A 15,851-nucleotide genomic window follows, 5' to 3' on the forward strand; every position below is an offset into this window, starting at 1 on the left:
ATGTCTGCACAACAACTGGCTGATCGTGCCCTGCTCAACCTTGGCCGAGGCTTGAAGGAGAGCGGTTACCGTTTTATCACCCCGACACCACTGACCCACGAGCGCGTGTTCCGGCGCTTGTCGACCCCGCTGGCGATGAACCTGCGCGATGTGTTCGGCTGGTCCATGCCGTTCGACAACGACCTGCTGCCCGAGGCCTTTCGTGAAGAGCTGCAGCAGGCCGGAGTGATTGAAAAACACGACGCGCTGTGGCGCAGCAGCGTGCGCTGGTCGAGCCTGGGTGACCTGTTGTTTGCCCATTCGCCTTATCCCACCGTGGAATCGGACGCAGTGTTTTTCGGCCCTGACAGCTATCGATTCGCCCAGGTAATCGAAGCCCATTTGCAGCAGCGCTTCGAGCCGCTCAAGCGTGCGGTGGACATTGGCTGCGGGGCGGGGGTCGGTGCGCTGGTGGTTGCCCATGCGCGGCATGACGCCGAGGTGCTCGCGGTGGACATCAACCCGCGCGCCCTGCGCCTGACTGCGGTGAATGCCGAGTTGGCGGGCCTCGCGAATGTGAGTGTCTACCAGAGTGACGTGCTGACCAGCGTCGAAGGCGAATTCGACCTGATCGTCGCCAACCCGCCGTACATGAATGACGACCGCCAGCGCGCCTATCGCCATGGCGGTGGTGCGTTGGGCGAGCAGTTGTCGGTGCGCATCGCCGGCGAATCCCTCGGGCGCCTGGCCGTTGGCGGTAGCCTGCTGCTGTATACCGGCGTGGCGATGGTGGCCGGCGGCGATCCGTTCCTGGACGCGGTCAAGCCGTTGCTGGCCAGCGATGCCTATGGTTGGACCTACCGTGAGCTGGACCCGGACGTCTTCGGCGAAGAACTCGACAAGCCAGGGTATGAGCGCGTCGAGCGGATCGCCGTGGTGGCGCTCACGGTCACGCGCCTGCGCTGAACGACCATTTATCGCTTACCGCCACACGGTGATGGAACACCCGGCGCGGGGCGTGCCCTTAACTAGTAAGTCCCTATCACAGGAGTGCAGCCCATGCGCGCGATGACCTACCAAGGCGCCCATAAAGTCCAGGTCGATACCGTCCCTGACCCGATCATTGAGCAACCCGACGACATCATCTTGCGCGTCACCGCCACCGCGATCTGCGGCTCGGACCTGCACCTGTACCGGGGCAAGATCCCCACGGTGGAGCACGGCGATATCTTCGGGCATGAGTTCATGGGCATCGTCGAAGAAACCGGCCCGGCGGTCACGGCGGTGCAGCGCGGTGACCGCGTGGTGATCCCCTTCGTGATCGCCTGTGGCGACTGTTTTTTCTGTCAGTTGCAGCAGTACGCCGCCTGCGAAACCACCAACGACGGGCGTGGCGCAATCCTGAATAAAAAGGCGATCCCATCGGGTGCCGCGTTGTTCGGCTACAGCCGCCTGTACGGCGGCATCCCCGGTGGCCAAGCGGAGCTGGTGCGGGTGCCCAAGGCCAATGCCGGGCCGTTCAAGGTGCCTGGGTTGCTGGCGGATGAAAAGGTGTTGTTTCTCTCCGACATCCTGCCCACGGCCTGGCAGGCGGTGACCAATGCCGGTATCGGCAAAGGCGCAAGCGTGGCGATCTATGGCGCCGGCCCCGTGGGTCTGCTCAGCGCGGCGTGCGCGCAGATGCTCGGTGCAGAGCAAATTTTCATGGTCGACGATCATCCCTATCGCCTGGCCTACGCACAAAAGATGTATGGCGTGATCCCGATCAACTTTGAAGAGGACGACGACCCGGCCGACACCATCATCCGCCAGACCGCCGGCATGCGCGGCGTCGACGGCGTGGTGGATGCGGTGGGTTTTGAAGCCAAGGGCAGCACCACCGAAACCATCCTCACCACCTTGAAGATCGAAGGCAGCAGCGGCAAGGCCCTGCGCCAGTGCATCGCGGCCGTGCGCCGTGGCGGGGTGGTCAGCGTGGCCGGGGTGTATGCCGGCTTTATCCATGGCTTCATGTTTGGCGATGCGTTCGACAAGGGCCTGACCTTCAAGATGGGCCAGACCCACGTGCAGCGCTACTTGCCGGAATTACTTGAGCACATTGAACTCGGGCATTTGAATCCCGAGGCAATCGTTACCCATCGACTGTCTCTGGAACAGGCCGCGCGGGGCTATGAACTGTTTGATAAAGCCGAGGAGGAATGCCGCAAGGTTATTCTGCTGCCGGGGATGAGCGAACGGCCGCTGACCGAGCCGCTGGAAGAACTGTCTCCCGAGCTCCGCATGCAAGGCGTCCCCGGTTTTTAATCGGCGAATACAAAACCAATGTGGGAGGGGGCTTGCCCCCGATAGCAGTGTGTCAGGCAAGCAATGCTTAGCTGGCCCACCGCCATCGGGGGCAAGCCCCCTCCCACATTTGAAGTGCGTTCAATTCGATGCTTGTGGCTGAATGTGCAATTGGCCGTCCACATCCTTGACCAACCCACTGGCCAACAGCAGTGGCGCCACGCGCTTGTGCAACTGCGGCTCGACAAACTCCTTTACCGTCTCCAGCGCCAACACACCACTGAGCGGCAGCTCGGCCTTGGTGTACGACAACCAGGCCTTTTTCAGCACCATCAGCACATCACTGCCCGCTGTCGAAGCAAAGCGACGGTGCATCGGCTTGCCGTCGAAGTTGAACGTGTGCTGGAAGCCGTAGCCGGTTTCATCGCCACCGCTGGCGGTGCAGCGTATGCAGGTGCAGGGGCCGTCGCCAAACGCGTCGCGCAGGTAGGCGTTGAAGTCCACCACGGGTTTGAGTGACAGGCGCTTATCGACCTCGAACAGGTCCCCGGTCATTTTTTCGTCAGTGTTCAACGTCCATTCCTCGCAAGTCGGTAGCGGTGTTCCAAAGCGCGGCACAATACCAGCCGAGCGCGCGTTTGGGGATTTTTTGCAGTGGGCGGGCCAATCCTCAACGGAAAAACTCCCCCGGCGTGGCGTCGAATTGCTGGCGAAACGCGTTGATGAACGCCGACGTCGATTCATAACCACAGCCCAGCGCCACGTCCGTTACCCGCTCGCCTTGCTCCAGGGCGGGCAGGGCGCTCAGCAGGCGCAGGCGCTGGCGCCACGCGCGGAAGGTCAGCCCGGTGTCACTCAGAAACAAGCGGCTGAGGGTTTTTTCGCTGATCCCCAGCTTGCGGCTCCAATCCCCCAGGGTGGTCTGCTGCTCCGGATGCAGGTGCAGGCTGCGGTAGATCTGCCGCAAGCGGGCGTCATGGGGCAGGGGTAGCATCAAGTCCACCTGGGGCGCGGCGGCGAGTTGGTCGAGTATCACCTGGGCCAGGCGGCCATCGGGGCCATCTTCGGCATAGTCCGCCGGCCGTTCGCTGAAGCTGCGGATCAACTCGCGCAACAGGCTGCTCACCTCCAGCACGTGACAGTGCCCGGCCGCCCACGCCGTGACGCTGCAATCCAGGTACAGGCTGCGCATCTCGGTGTGGGGCGCGCTGTAGACGCGGTGCGGCATGCCCGCCGGAATCCACACCGCACGCTGGGGCGGTGCGACGAAGCGGCCGGCACTGGTCTGGATCTCCAGCACCCCGGAAATGGCGTAGGACAACTGCACCCACGGATGGCTGTGCCGCCGCGTCAGCGCACGATCAGGCAACGATTCGGTGCGCCCATACACCGCTCGCGGCAGGCTGGACAGCCCGGGAATCGTGCGTCGGACGGTTTTGTGCTGTCCTTTAGGCGGCATTTACTGGCTCATTGGCGTTAGTCGGTAATAGGACGTTACGTTAGAGTCGCCCCATGCGCTTGGCAACCCCTGGAAGATTTGATTATGACCCGTCCGCGTTTCCTGCCCGATAACTTCACCCTGGCCCTGATCGCCACGGTGATCCTCGCCTCCCTGCTGCCGGCCAGCGGCCAGACCGCCGTGGCCTTCGGCTGGGTCACCAACCTTGCTATCGCGCTGCTGTTTTTCCTGCACGGCGCCAAACTGTCGCGCCAGGCCATCGTCGCCGGGGCGGGGCACTGGCGTTTGCATCTGCTGGTGTTCAGCCTGACTTTCGTGCTGTTCCCGCTGCTGGGCCTGGCGCTCAAGCCGCTGCTGTCGCCGCTGATCGGCAACGACCTGTATATGGGCATGCTCTACCTCTGCGCGCTGCCGGCCACCGTGCAATCGGCGATTGCCTTCACCTCCCTGGCGCGCGGCAATATTCCGGCGGCCATCTGCAGCGCGGCGGCCTCGAGCCTGTTCGGCATCTTTCTCACGCCCTTGCTGGTGACCCTGCTGCTCAATGTGCACGGTGATGGCGGCTCCACCGTCGACGCGATCCTGAAGATCAGCGTGCAGTTACTGCTGCCGTTCGTCGCCGGCCAGATCGCCCGGCGCTGGATCGGTGACTGGGTTGGCCGCAACAAGTCCTGGCTCAAGTTCGTCGACCAGGGCTCGATCCTGCTGGTGGTCTACGGCGCTTTCAGTGAGGCGGTCAACGAAGGCATCTGGCACCAGATTCCGCTGTGGGAGCTGGGCGGCCTGGTGCTGGCGTGCTGCGTGTTGCTGGCGCTGGTGCTGGTGGCCTCCGCGCTGCTGGGCAAGGCGTTCGGCTTCAGCCAGGAAGACCGCATCACCATCCTGTTCTGCGGCTCGAAGAAAAGCCTGGCCACCGGCGTGCCGATGGCCCAGGTGTTGTTCGCCGGGGCGAGCATGGGTGTGCTGATCCTGCCGCTGATGCTGTTTCATCAGATCCAGTTGATGGTGTGCGCGGCCTTGGCCCAGCGCTATGCCAGGCGCCCGGAAAGCATTCCCGAGTTGATGACGCAGGTGGATCCGTGAGCCGGGGCTGATCAGGCCGATTCAACCCGGCGTTCAGGCAGCCGCGCTGACCCGTCATGCGATAACCGGGCAGGATCAGGGCCAACAGCGCCGCGAGAAACCTATAGAATGCTCAACGGCCCCGCGTGTCCTGCGCGGCCGTTTGATCACTGCCAGAGTACCTCGCCCCGCAATGAGCCTTTCAGCCGCAACCCCCCAAGCCAATTGGCAACCGGTCATCGCCCTGGCGTTGGCCGCCTTCGTGTTCAATACCACCGAATTCGTGCCGGTCGGCCTGCTCAGCGCCATCGGCGCCAGCTTTGACATGCCCGTGGCCAGCGTCGGCCTGATGCTTACTATCTATGCGTGGATCGTGTCGCTGACGTCGCTGCCGGTGATGCTGCTCACGCGTAACGTCGAACGGCGCAAATTGCTTATCGTGCTGTTCGGCCTGTTTATCGTCAGTCATATCCTGTCCAGCGTGGCCACCAGTTTCGGCCTCTTGATGGTCAGCCGGATCGGCATCGCCCTGGCCCATGCGCTGTTCTGGTCGATCACCGCCTCCCTGGCGGTGCGCCTGGCACCCCAGGGCAAGCAAGTGCAGGCCCTGGGCCTGCTCGCCACCGGTACGTCCCTGGCGATGGTGCTCGGTATTCCCCTGGGCCGCCTGCTGGGCGAGGCCATGGGCTGGCGCACCACCTTCCTGGTGATTGCCGCGTTCGCCGCCGCGCTGGTGTTCTGGCTGTGGCGCACCTTGCCGCCGTTGCCGAGCCAGAACTCCGGCTCCCTGCGCAGCCTGCCGCTGCTGTTCAAGCGCCCGGCACTGGTGGCGCTCTACGTGCTCACTGCGATGACCGTCACCGCCCAGTTCACCGCCTACAGCTACATCGAACCCTTCGTCGAAGGCGTTGCCGGCCTGGGTGGCAGTGCGGTCACCCTGATCCTGCTGGTGTTCGGCGGCGCCGGCATCATCGGCTCGCTGCTGTTCAGCCTGGTGCATCGCTTCAACCCGCACGTCTTCGTGGTCAGCAGCGTGTTCCTGCTTGCGGCCTGCCTGGCACTGATGTTGCCGTTGAGCGGCGCCGAGTCCTATCTGGTGGGCCTGAGTGTGTTCTGGGGCATGGCGATCATGGGCTTCGGCCTGGCGATGCAGTCCAAAGTGCTGGTGCTGGCACCCGACGCCACCGACGTGGCCATGGCGATGTTTTCCGGCATCTACAACATCGGCATCGGCGGCGGTGCGTTGATGGGCAGTTGGGTCGGCAGCCACTTCGGCTTCGCCTGGATCGGCGCGGCGGGCGGGTTGCTGGCGGGGCTGGCGCTGGTGGGGTATTGCCTGGCGATTCGGCGGTTTGGGACGGGGGTGGTGCAGGGCTGAATCGACGGTTATCCATCTGATACACCTGGGTCCAAATGTGGGAGGGGGCTTGCCCCCGATGGCGGTGTGTCAGTCACTGATGCACTTGCTGACTCTCCCTAGTCGGGCAAGCCCCTCCCACACAAAACCAACAGCGTATCCACCGGTGCTACAGATTTGGATAGTTTGCCCAGACACCGGACATCGCTGATCCGGCGCCTGACTAAAACCGGACAATTCCTACAGGAGCCATCAATGCCCATTGCTACCGTCTCGCGGGACCGCCCACCTCCCGTGGTGACGGCATGAACAGCAATGGAGTCGATTGTGCAAAAGCGTTTGATCGCAGAGCTTATGGGGACCTTCTGGCTGACTTTCTGCGGGTGTGGCAGTGCCATTCTGGCGGCGGCGTTTCCACAGTTGGGCATTGGTTTTGCCGGGGTGTCGCTGGCATTTGGTCTGACGGTATTGACCATGGCCTATGCGGTGGGCGGTATCAGCGGTGGGCATTTCAATCCGGCGGTGACTATTGGTCTGTGGGCCGGGCGTCGCGTGCGCGGTGCTGATGTGCTGCCTTACATCGCGGCACAGGTCAGCGGGGCCATTGTGGCTGCCGCGGCGCTGTACTTGATCGCCAAAGGCCAGCCCGGTTTCGAGCCGGGTGGATTCGCCGCCAACGGCTATGGACCGTTGAGTCCCGGCCACTTCGACATGAAGGCCGCCGCCCTGGCCGAGCTGATTGCCACGTTCTTTTTTGTGTTGATCATCATGCGCGTCACGGCGCCGGGCGCGGTGGCCGGATTTGCGCCTATCGCCATCGGCCTGGCATTGACCCTGATCCACCTGGTGCTGATCCCGGTGACCAACACGTCGGTCAACCCCGCGCGAAGCACCGGGCCGGCATTGTTTGCCGGGGGGCAATACCTGTCACAGCTCTGGTTGTTCTGGCTGGCGCCAATCGCCGGTGGGGTGCTGGGGGCGTTGGCCGCGCGCGCGTTGGATGATCGCCCGGCGAACTGATGCCTGCTGGCCAAATGCAGGAGGGGGCGGGCTCCCTCCTGCACTTTTTGACTGCTTCTGATCTTGCTGCTTCACAGCGCAGCCAGTACCGCCTCAAGCTTTTCCTGGTCCCTGGCAAACTGACGAATCCCTTCGGCCAGCTTTTCGGTGGCCATTGCATCCTCATTGGAGGCCCAGCGAAATTGCGCTTCAGTCAACGTCTGGCGCGCTTCGCCGTCGGCACCTGGCGCCAGCTTGCGTTGCAGTGGGCCGTTATCCTCATCCAGCTTTTGCAGCCGAAAGCTTGCCCCCGATGACGGTGGGTCAGATACGGATTAATTGGCTGACCCACCGCATCGGGGGCAAGCCCCCTCCCACATGGGTTATGGGTTGCTGGCGGGGCCGGGTTGCAGGCAATCCAGCGCGCGGTCGGCGAGGGAGCGGGCCATGTCGCTCAAGATCAGGCGACACAGGCCAAATGTGGGATGGGGCTTGCTCCCGATGACGGTGGGTCAGATACGGATTAATTGGCTGGCCCACCGCATCGGGGGCAAGCCCCCTCCCACATGGGTTATGGGGTGCTGGCGGGGCCGGGTTGCAGGCAATCCAGTGCGCGGTCGGCGAGGGTGCGGGCCATGTCGATCAAGTGCGCGGTCGAACAGGCCATGTCGCGCCGGGTGCCTTTGAGGCCTTCGGCGGTTTCGGTGGCCGTGGTGGCGGCGCAGCGTAGCAGCGAGGAAATGTTGGCGATGGCGTCTTCGAAGCTCAGGTCTTCGTGGGCAACAAAAACAGGATAGGGTGGATCGGGGACGATTTTGCTCATGGATATAGCTCCTACTCGGTTGGGGCGCCATCCGGTGCCGTTTCCACACGGCAGATTGGGTGGCAGCCATACGCGGGGTGGAAACCGGGGAGTAGGACCCAGTCAGACCGAAGTCTGCCCGCGTACAGCCGCCATTGAGCGTTTGCATACGATCATGACGCCTACTCATTCCCGGGTTTCCACACCCGATCGCTGATATGCAGCGACGAAGCGAAGGCTAGCCAGTGAATTGAGCAGGCGCAAGGCCGAAGGATTGTCTAGGAAACGTCCTGCAAATTAAAGGGATATGGCTTGCTGGCCTTTAACAATGCATGTCCAGCAGGCGATGCAGGTGTGGGAAACGACGCTCAAAAATGGCTCTCACACCACCGGATCAGTATTGGCCCTCAACCAACCCGGAACCATTCCCCATTTCCCTTGTCCCCGCTTCCCATGTCACCCCCCGCCCCGCAAATCCCTTAATTTTCCAAGCCTGCCGGAAGCCTCTCCAGGCCCCCGGCTGCGCCCGTTGTTTTTTCAGGGCGCAGAGCAGCCGATTCAAGCGGCACAACGGAATACGGACATTCTTTTCAACCGTGACTTATCAGGCGGGTTTCCCCATGCAGTTCAGCGAATTACTGGCAGCGATTTCCACCCATGCGATCCGTCTGCAGACGGAAGAGGGCGACCTGATCGTCCTGGGCGATGACGACGCGCTGGATGACGCGCTGTGGGACCAACTGATCGCGCATAAACCCCAACTGCTTGAGTGGGTCGCGGCGCATGGCGGCGACTGGTCGAGCCCGGCTTATGGCATCACCCCGGACATGCTGCCCCTGGTCACGCTCGACCAGCCGGCCATCGACCGCATCGTCGCGGCGATCCCCGGCGGTGCGGCGAATGTGCAGGATATCTACCCCCTGGCGCCGCTTCAGGAAGGCATGCTCTACCACCATCTTCGCGCACAGCAGGGCGACCCCTACGTGCTGCACGCGCAGTTCGTGTTCGACAGCCGCGCACGTCTGAACAGCTTTGCCCAGGCGTTGCAATGGGTGATTGATCGCCACGATATCCTGCGCACGTCGATGGCCTGGGAGCGCCTCGACGAGCCGTTGCAGGTGGTGTGGCGCAAGGCAACCCTGGCCTGTGAAGAGGCGCATCTGGACGGTGCCGACCGCCTGGCCCAACTGCTCGCACGCTACGATGCGCGCACCTATCGCATGGACCTGGGCCAGGCGCCGTTGCTGCGCCTGGTGTTCGCCGACGACCCGGCCAACGAACGCGTGGTGGCGATGCTGCTGTTTCATCACACCATCCTCGATCACACCGCCCTCGATGGGGTGCGCGAGGAAATCCAGTTGTACCTCGCCGGCAAGCAGGCGCAGGCCGCGCCGCCGGTAGCGTTTCGCAGCTATATCGCCCAGGTGCGCCATGGCGTGAGCGAGCAGGCCCACGAAGCCTTCTTCCGCGACATGCTCGCCGACATCGACGAGCCAACGTTGCCCTTCGGCCTGCAGGACGTGCAGGGCGATGGCCTGGGCATCGACGAAGCGCGCCTGCCGGTTGAGCATGCCCTCAGCCTGCGCCTGCGCAGCCTGGCGCGTCCATTGGGCGTCGGTGTGGCAAGCCTGATGCACCTGGCGTTGGCCCGGGTGCTGGGGGTGGTGTCGGGCCGGGAGTCGGTGGTGTTCGGCACCGTGATGCTCGGCCGCCTGGGCGCGGGCGAGGGCGGTGAACGCGCGTTGGGCATGTTCATCAATACCTTGCCGCTGCGCGTGGATGTCGGCGAGCAAGGCGTGCGCGCCGCAATCAAGGCTACCCACGAACGCCTCACCACCTTGCTTGAGCACGAGCACGCGTCCCTGGCGCTGGCCCAGCGTTGCAGCGGGGTGGCGGCGCCGGCGCCGCTGTTCAGTGCGATGCTCAATTACCGTCACAGCGCCGCCAGCGACATGCACGCGGTGATCGACGTGGCCGAAGGTATCCAGGTGCTCGGCGCCGAAGAGCGCACCAACTACCCGCTGACGGTCAACGTCGATGACCTGGGTGAAGACTTTGCGCTGACGGTGATGGTCGATGCGTCCATCAGCGCGCAACGCGTGGCCGGTTATCTGCACACGGCGCTGGAAAGTCTGGCCGATGCGCTTGAACAGCGACCGGATATGCCGCTCAGCGGCCTGAACATCCTGCCTGACTCCGAACGCCATACCTTGCTGCACCGCCTGAACCAAAGCTCCGTAAACCAAAGCTCCGTAAACCAAAGCTCCGTAAACCAAAGCCCCGCGCACTACGCCGACACCGCCCTGATCCACCAGCAAGTCGAAGCCCACGCCGCCACCCGCCCCGACGCGATTGCCGTGCGTTTCGAACAACGCTGCCTGACCTACCGTGAACTCAACGAGCGCGCCAACCAGGTCGCCCATGCGCTGCTGGCCCAGGGCGTGCGCCCCGACGCGCGCGTGGCGATCTGCGTGGAGCGCGGCCCGCAGATGATCATCGGCCTGCTCGGCATCCTCAAGGCCGGTGCCGGTTATGTGCCGATCGACCCGGCGTACCCGCAGGAACGCATCGCCTACACCCTGGGCGACAGCGCGCCGGTGGCGGTGCTGGTGCAAGCCGACACCCGGCACTTGGTGGGCAACCTGGCGCAGATCGACCTCGACGCCCTGCACCAACAGGCCACGGTCAATCCGTGCCTGCACCTGAGCCCGGCCAACCTGGCCTATGTCATCTACACCTCCGGTTCCACCGGCCAGCCCAAGGGCGTGATGATCGAACACCGCCAGGTGGCGCGCCTGTTCAGCGCCACCCAGCACTGGTTCGGCTTCAACCAGCACGACGTGTGGGCGCTGTTCCATTCCTTCGCGTTCGACTTTTCCGTGTGGGAAATCTGGGGTGCGCTGATGCACGGCGGCCAGTTGCTGATCGTGCCGCAACTGGTCAGCCGTTCACCGGATGAGTGCTACGCGCTGCTCTGCGAAGCCTCGGTCAGCATCCTCAACCAGACGCCGAGTGCGTTCCGCCAGTTGATCGCGGCCCAGGGCAACAGCGACCAGGCGCATTCCTTGCGCCAGGTGATTTTCGGCGGCGAGGCGCTGGAACCGGGCATGCTCAAACCCTGGTATGCACGGGCGGTGAATGCCGGTACGCAACTGGTGAACATGTACGGCATCACCGAAACCACCGTGCACGTGACCTACCGCGCGCTGGAAGCGGCCGATGCGCAGTTGGTCGGCGTAAGCCCGATTGGCGTGCGCATTCCGGACTTGCAGTTGTACATCCTTGACGCACAGCGCGAGCCGCTGCCGTTCGGTGTGGTCGGTGAGCTGTATGTGGGCGGCGCCGGGGTGGCGCGCGGTTATCTGAACCGTGACGCGCTCAACGCCGAACGCTTCCTGCACGACCCGGCCACCGGCCTGCGCATGTACAAGACCGGCGACCTTGGCCGCTTGTCGGCCGACGGCAGCGTCGAGTACCTGGGGCGCAACGACGACCAAGTGAAGATCCGCGGTTTCCGTATCGAACTGGGTGAAATCCAGGCCCACCTGGCCACCGCCAACGGCGTGCGCGACGCCGTGGTGATTGCCCGGGAGGACACCCCCGGCGACAAACGCCTGGTGGCCTACGTAATTGCCGACGGCGCGCCCACTGCGGCCGCCTTGCGCGACCATTTGCTGCAGAGCCTGGCCGATTACATGGTGCCCGCTGCCTTTGTGCTGCTGGAGCGGTTCCCGCTGACCACCAACGGCAAACTCGACCGCAAGGCCTTGCCCGCACCTGATACCGACGCGTTGGCCCGGCGCGGTTATGCACCGCCCCAGGGCGTGGTGGAAACCACCATCGCCACGCTCTGGCAGGACTTGCTCAAGGTCGACCGCGTGGGGCGCGAGGATAATTTCTTCGAGCTCGGCGGCCACTCGCTGTTGGCGGTCAAGCTGATCGAGCGCATGCGCCAGGTAGACTTGAGCGCCGATGTGCGCGTGCTGTTCGGCCAGCCGACCTTGGCGGCACTGGCGGCGGCGGTCGGCGGGCACCACGAAGTGCAGGTGCCGGCCAATCTCATTGAAGAACACAGCGCGGCCATCACCCCGGACATGCTGCCCCTGGTCGACCTCGACCAGGCCGCCATCGACCACATCATCCAGGCGATACCCGGCGGCATCGCCAATGTGCAGGACATCTATGGCCTGGCGCCGTTGCAGGCCGGGATTCTCTACCATCACCTGGCAACCGCAGAGGGCGACCCCTACGTGTTGCAGGTGCAGTTCAGTTTCGCTGACCAGACGGCGGTGGACGGGTTTGTCCAGGCGCTGCACAGCGTGATCGAGCGCAACGACATCCTGCGCACCGCGATCCTCTGGGAAGGCCTGGATGAACCGGTGCAGGTGGTGCTGCGCCAGGCACCCCTGGCGGTCGAGCGGGTCGAGGCCACGGGCGACGATGCCCTGGCGTCTCTGCAACAGCGCTTCGACCCTCGTCACTATCGCCTGGACCTGTCACGCGCGTCGCTGATGCGCCTGGCGTACAGCGAGGAAGCGGGGCGCCTGGTCGGCATCCTGCTGTTGCACCATATCCTGCTCGACCACACCGCCCTGCACGTGCTGGTGCAAGAGATGAGTGCCAGCCTGTGCGGCCGCAGCGCGCAGTTGCCCGACGCGGTGCAGTACCGCAACTACGTGGCCCAGGCGCGCCTCGGTGTGAGTCAGGCGCAGCACGAAGCTTTCTTCAGCGAGATGCTCGGCGATATCGACGAGCCGACCCTGGCCTTCGGCTTGCAGGATGTGAATGGCGACGGCAGCGGCATCGTCGAAGCCCATCTGCCGCTGGAGGCGGGGCTGAGCCTGGCCCTGCGCGAACAGGCGCGGCAGTTGGGCGTGAGTGCCGCGAGCCTGGTGCACCTGGCCTGGGCGCAGGTGCTGAGCCAGGTGTCCGGCCAGCGCGACGTGGTGTTCGGCACCGTGTTGCTGGGGCGCATGCAGGGCGGCGAGGGCGCCGATCGGGCGCTGGGGATGTTCATCAACACCTTGCCGCTGCGGGTCAGCCTCGGCGCCACGGGCGTGCAGGCCGGTGTGCGCGCCACCCACGCACGCCTGGCGCAATTGCTCGGGCACGAACATGCCTCGTTGTCGCTGGCCCAGCGCTGCAGTGGCGTGCCGGCGTCGTTGCCGCTGTTCAGTACCTTGCTCAACTATCGCCACAGCGCACCGGATGAAGCGCCGGGTGACAGCCCGTTCGCCGCGTCCGGCATCCAGGTACTCAGCTCCGAAGAGCGCAGCAACTACCCGCTGGTGCTCAACGTCGATGATCTGGGCACAGGCTTTGCCCTCACCGTGCAAGGCATCGCCACGCTGGACGTGCAGCGCGTGGCGGACTACATGCTGACCGCGCTGCGCCACCTGGTGACGGCCCTGCAACAGGCGCCGACCACCGCGCTGCAAACGCTGTCGATCATACCGCCGGTAGAGCGCCAGCAACTGCTGGTGGAGTTCAACGCCAGTCGCCGCGATTACCCTGCGCATCTGAGCGTTGCACAGCTGTTCGAAGCCCAGGCGCTGGCACGGCCTGAAGCGGTGGCGGTGGTGCAGGGCAAGCTGTCCCTGAGTTACCGCGACCTCAATCGCCGCGCCAATCGCCTGGCCCACTACCTGATCGGCCAGGGCGTGCAACCTGGCGAGCCGGTGGCCCTGGCGCTGCCGCGCGGCATCGACCTGGTGGTCAGCCAAGTGGCCGTGCTCAAGTGCGCGGCGGTGTACGTGCCGCTGGACGTCAATGCGCCGGCCGAACGCCAGGCCTTCATGGTGCAGGACAGCGGCGCCCGCCTGGTGCTGGACGACCTGGCCGGGCTGAACCTCGACGGGCTGTCGGCCGACAATCCCGAGCGGGAACAGTCCGCCGACAGCGTGGCCTACATCATGTACACCTCCGGCTCCACCGGCACGCCCAAAGGCGTACTGGTGCCCCAGCGCGGCATTACCCGGCTGGTGATCAATAACGGCTACGCCGACTTCAATGCCCAGGACCGCGTGGCCTTTGCGTCGAACCCGGCGTTCGACGCGAGCACCATGGATGTATGGGGCGCGCTGCTCAACGGTGGGCAGGTGCAGGTAATCGACCACGCTACCTTGCTCGACCCGCAGGCATTCGGCGCCGAGCTGGCGGGTGCCACGGTGTTGTTCGTCACCACCGCGCTGTTCAACCAGTATGTGCAACTGATCCCCGAGGCACTGGCCGGCCTGCGCATTCTGCTGTGCGGCGGCGAGCGCGCCGACCCGGCCGCCTTCCGCAGCCTGCTGGCCCAGGCACCGGCACTGCGCCTGGTGCATTGCTATGGCCCGACCGAAACCACCACCTACGCCACCACCTACGAAGTGCGCGCACTTGCCGATGACGTGGAGAGCGTGCCGGTGGGGCGGCCCATTTCCAATACGCAGATCTATGTGCTGGACGCGCAGTTGCAGCCGGTGCCCCTGGGCATCACTGGCGAAATCTGCATTGGCGGCGATGGCGTGGCCAAGGGCTATTTGAACCGCCCGGACCTGAGCGCCGAAAAGTTCGTGCACGACCCGTTTTCCGAACAGCCCCACGCCTTGATGTACCGCACGGGTGATCTTGGGCGTTGGTCGGTGGACGGCTTGCTCGAATGCCTTGGGCGTAACGACGACCAAGTGAAAATCCGTGGTTTCCGTATCGAGCTGGGCGAGATCGAGGCGCGTCTGGCGAGCTGCGCGGGCATCCGCGACGTCGCCGTGCTGGCCCGTGAGGACGTGCCGGGGGACAAGCGCCTGGTGGCCTATTTCACTTGGGCCGACGCCGCGCTGGGCATCGATGAGGTACACGCCCACCTGCAAGGCCTGCTTCCCGACTACATGTTGCCCTCGGCCTATATGCCGCTGGCCCATTTACCCTTGACCAACAACGGCAAGCTGGACCGCAAGGCCTTGCCCGCGCCAGACCCGCAGGCCCTGCTCAGTCGTGCCTACGAGGCCCCCCAGGGCGAGGTGGAAACCCTGCTGGCGCAGATCTGGCAGGACGTGCTCAAGCTCGAGCGCGTCGGTCGGCATGATCATTTCTTTGAACTGGGTGGGCATTCGTTGCTGGCCGTCAGCCTGATCGAGCGCATGCGCCGCGTCGGCCTGAGCGCCGATGTACGCGTGCTGTTCAGCCAGCCTAGCCTCGCGGCATTGGCGGCGGCGGTGGGCAGCGGGCGCGAAATCGTGGTGCCGGCCAATGGCATCCCGGCAGGCTGCACGCACATCAACCCGTCGATGCTCAGCCTGGTGCAACTCGACGCAGCCGCCATTGAACGCATCGTGGCCAACGTGCCGGGCGGTGCGGCGAACGTGCAGGATATCTACCCGCTGGCGCCGTTGCAGGAAGGCATCCTCTATCACCACATCAGCGCCGAACAGGGCGACCCGTACCTGCTGCAATCGCGCATGGCGTTCGACAGCCTTGAGCGCTTGCACGCTTTCATGGGCGCGCTGCAACAGGTGGTGGCGCGCCACGACATTCTGCGCACCGGGGTGGTCTGGGAAGGCCTGGACAGCCCGGTGCAAGTGGTGTGGCGCCAGGCGCAGCTGGTGGTGCAGGCCGTCAGCCTGGACCCGGCCGACGGCGGCATCATCGAACAACTGCATGCGCGCTTCGATGCGCGGCACTACCGGCTGGACATCACCCAGGCGCCGCTGCTGCGCATGGTCTACGCCCAGGACCCGGTCAATCAGCGTGTCGCGGCGATCCTGCTGTTCCACCACCTGGCCCTGGACCATACCGCCATGGAAGTGGTGGGCCAGGAGATGCGTGCCTTCATGCTGGATCAGGCCGATGACTTGCCCGAAGCCGCGCCGTTTCGCAACTACGTGGCCCAGGCGCGGCTGGGGGTCAGCGTGGCCGAGCATGAGCAGTTCTTC

9 protein-coding genes and 1 pseudogene are annotated in these 15,851 nt (G+C 64.6%); 6 read left to right on the plus strand and 4 right to left on the minus strand.

Annotated features, from left to right (window positions below):
- Nucleotides 1-945 (plus strand): methyltransferase, encoded by a 945-nt coding sequence (locus BFP90_RS03540; RefSeq protein WP_065895960.1) that lies wholly within the window; start codon nucleotides 1-3, stop codon nucleotides 943-945.
- A gap of 93 nt (nucleotides 946-1,038) precedes the next feature.
- The gene (locus BFP90_RS03545) at nucleotides 1,039-2,283 is read left to right on the plus strand and encodes a zinc-dependent alcohol dehydrogenase (protein WP_065895961.1); all 1,245 of its coding nucleotides are present in this window, start codon (nucleotides 1,039-1,041) and stop codon (nucleotides 2,281-2,283) included.
- 120 nt (nucleotides 2,284-2,403) lie between these two features.
- Here BFP90_RS03545 and BFP90_RS03550 read toward each other — a convergent pair whose 3' ends face one another.
- On the minus strand, nucleotides 2,404-2,835 hold the full coding sequence (locus BFP90_RS03550) for a hypothetical protein (protein ID WP_065892834.1): 432 nt from the start codon (nucleotides 2,833-2,835) through the stop codon (nucleotides 2,404-2,406).
- 97 nt (nucleotides 2,836-2,932) lie between these two features.
- Complete coding sequence (locus tag BFP90_RS03555) at nucleotides 2,933-3,721, minus strand: AraC family transcriptional regulator (RefSeq protein ID WP_065892835.1); 789 nt, start codon at nucleotides 3,719-3,721, stop codon at nucleotides 2,933-2,935.
- Nucleotides 3,722-3,805: 84 nt separating this feature from the next.
- Here BFP90_RS03555 and BFP90_RS03560 point away from each other — a divergent pair, with 84 nt between their 5' ends.
- The 3 genes from BFP90_RS03560 to aqpZ all read left to right on the plus strand — a co-directional run bounded on the left by BFP90_RS03560 (nucleotide 3,806) and on the right by aqpZ (nucleotide 7,160).
- A complete protein-coding gene (locus BFP90_RS03560; RefSeq protein WP_065885021.1) occupies nucleotides 3,806-4,804 on the plus strand; it encodes a bile acid:sodium symporter family protein in 999 nt (332 codons plus the stop codon).
- 172 nt (nucleotides 4,805-4,976) lie between these two features.
- On the plus strand, nucleotides 4,977-6,161 hold the full coding sequence (locus tag BFP90_RS03565; protein ID WP_065892836.1) for a sugar transporter: 1,185 nt from the start codon (nucleotides 4,977-4,979) through the stop codon (nucleotides 6,159-6,161).
- A 294-nt stretch (nucleotides 6,162-6,455) separates the two neighbouring features.
- Entirely contained in the window at nucleotides 6,456-7,160 is a 705-nt protein-coding gene (gene aqpZ / locus BFP90_RS03570) for an aquaporin Z (RefSeq protein ID WP_065895962.1), read from the plus strand.
- 71 nt (nucleotides 7,161-7,231) lie between these two features.
- On the opposite strand, the pseudogene BFP90_RS27035 reads toward aqpZ, so the two are convergent.
- A pseudogene (locus BFP90_RS27035) lies at nucleotides 7,232-7,435 on the minus strand (transaldolase family protein); the annotation flags it as partial.
- A gap of 275 nt (nucleotides 7,436-7,710) precedes the next feature.
- Nucleotides 7,711-7,962 carry a DUF6124 family protein gene (locus BFP90_RS03575; protein WP_065895963.1) on the minus strand — a complete coding sequence of 84 codons (252 nt, stop codon included), beginning with the start codon at nucleotides 7,960-7,962 and terminating at the stop codon, nucleotides 7,711-7,713.
- A gap of 599 nt (nucleotides 7,963-8,561) precedes the next feature.
- Here BFP90_RS03575 and BFP90_RS03580 point away from each other — a divergent pair.
- Nucleotides 8,562-15,851: non-ribosomal peptide synthetase (locus BFP90_RS03580; protein WP_141688909.1), on the plus strand; the 7,290-nt coding region annotated here is incomplete at its 3' end.

It is taken from the genome of Pseudomonas sp. 24 E 13, assembly GCF_900004715.1.
GTDB lineage: Bacteria > Pseudomonadota > Gammaproteobacteria > Pseudomonadales > Pseudomonadaceae > Aquipseudomonas > Aquipseudomonas orientalis_A.

Bases quoted from the DNA above. Each gene is read 5' to 3' on its own strand.
- BFP90_RS03540 (WP_065895960.1), top strand. From the start codon at position 1: ATGTCTGCACAACAACTGGCTGATCGTGCCCTGCTCAACCTTGGCCGA.
- BFP90_RS03555 (WP_065892835.1), bottom strand. From the start codon at position 3,721: ATGCCGCCTAAAGGACAGCACAAAACCGTCCGACGCACGATTCCCGGG.
- BFP90_RS03565 (WP_065892836.1), top strand. From the start codon at position 4,977: ATGAGCCTTTCAGCCGCAACCCCCCAAGCCAATTGGCAACCGGTCATC.
- BFP90_RS03575 (WP_065895963.1), bottom strand. From the start codon at position 7,962: ATGAGCAAAATCGTCCCCGATCCACCCTATCCTGTTTTTGTTGCCCAC.
- aqpZ (WP_065895962.1), top strand. From the start codon at position 6,456: ATGGAGTCGATTGTGCAAAAGCGTTTGATCGCAGAGCTTATGGGGACC.
- BFP90_RS03545 (WP_065895961.1), top strand. From the start codon at position 1,039: ATGCGCGCGATGACCTACCAAGGCGCCCATAAAGTCCAGGTCGATACC.
- BFP90_RS03560 (WP_065885021.1), top strand. From the start codon at position 3,806: ATGACCCGTCCGCGTTTCCTGCCCGATAACTTCACCCTGGCCCTGATC.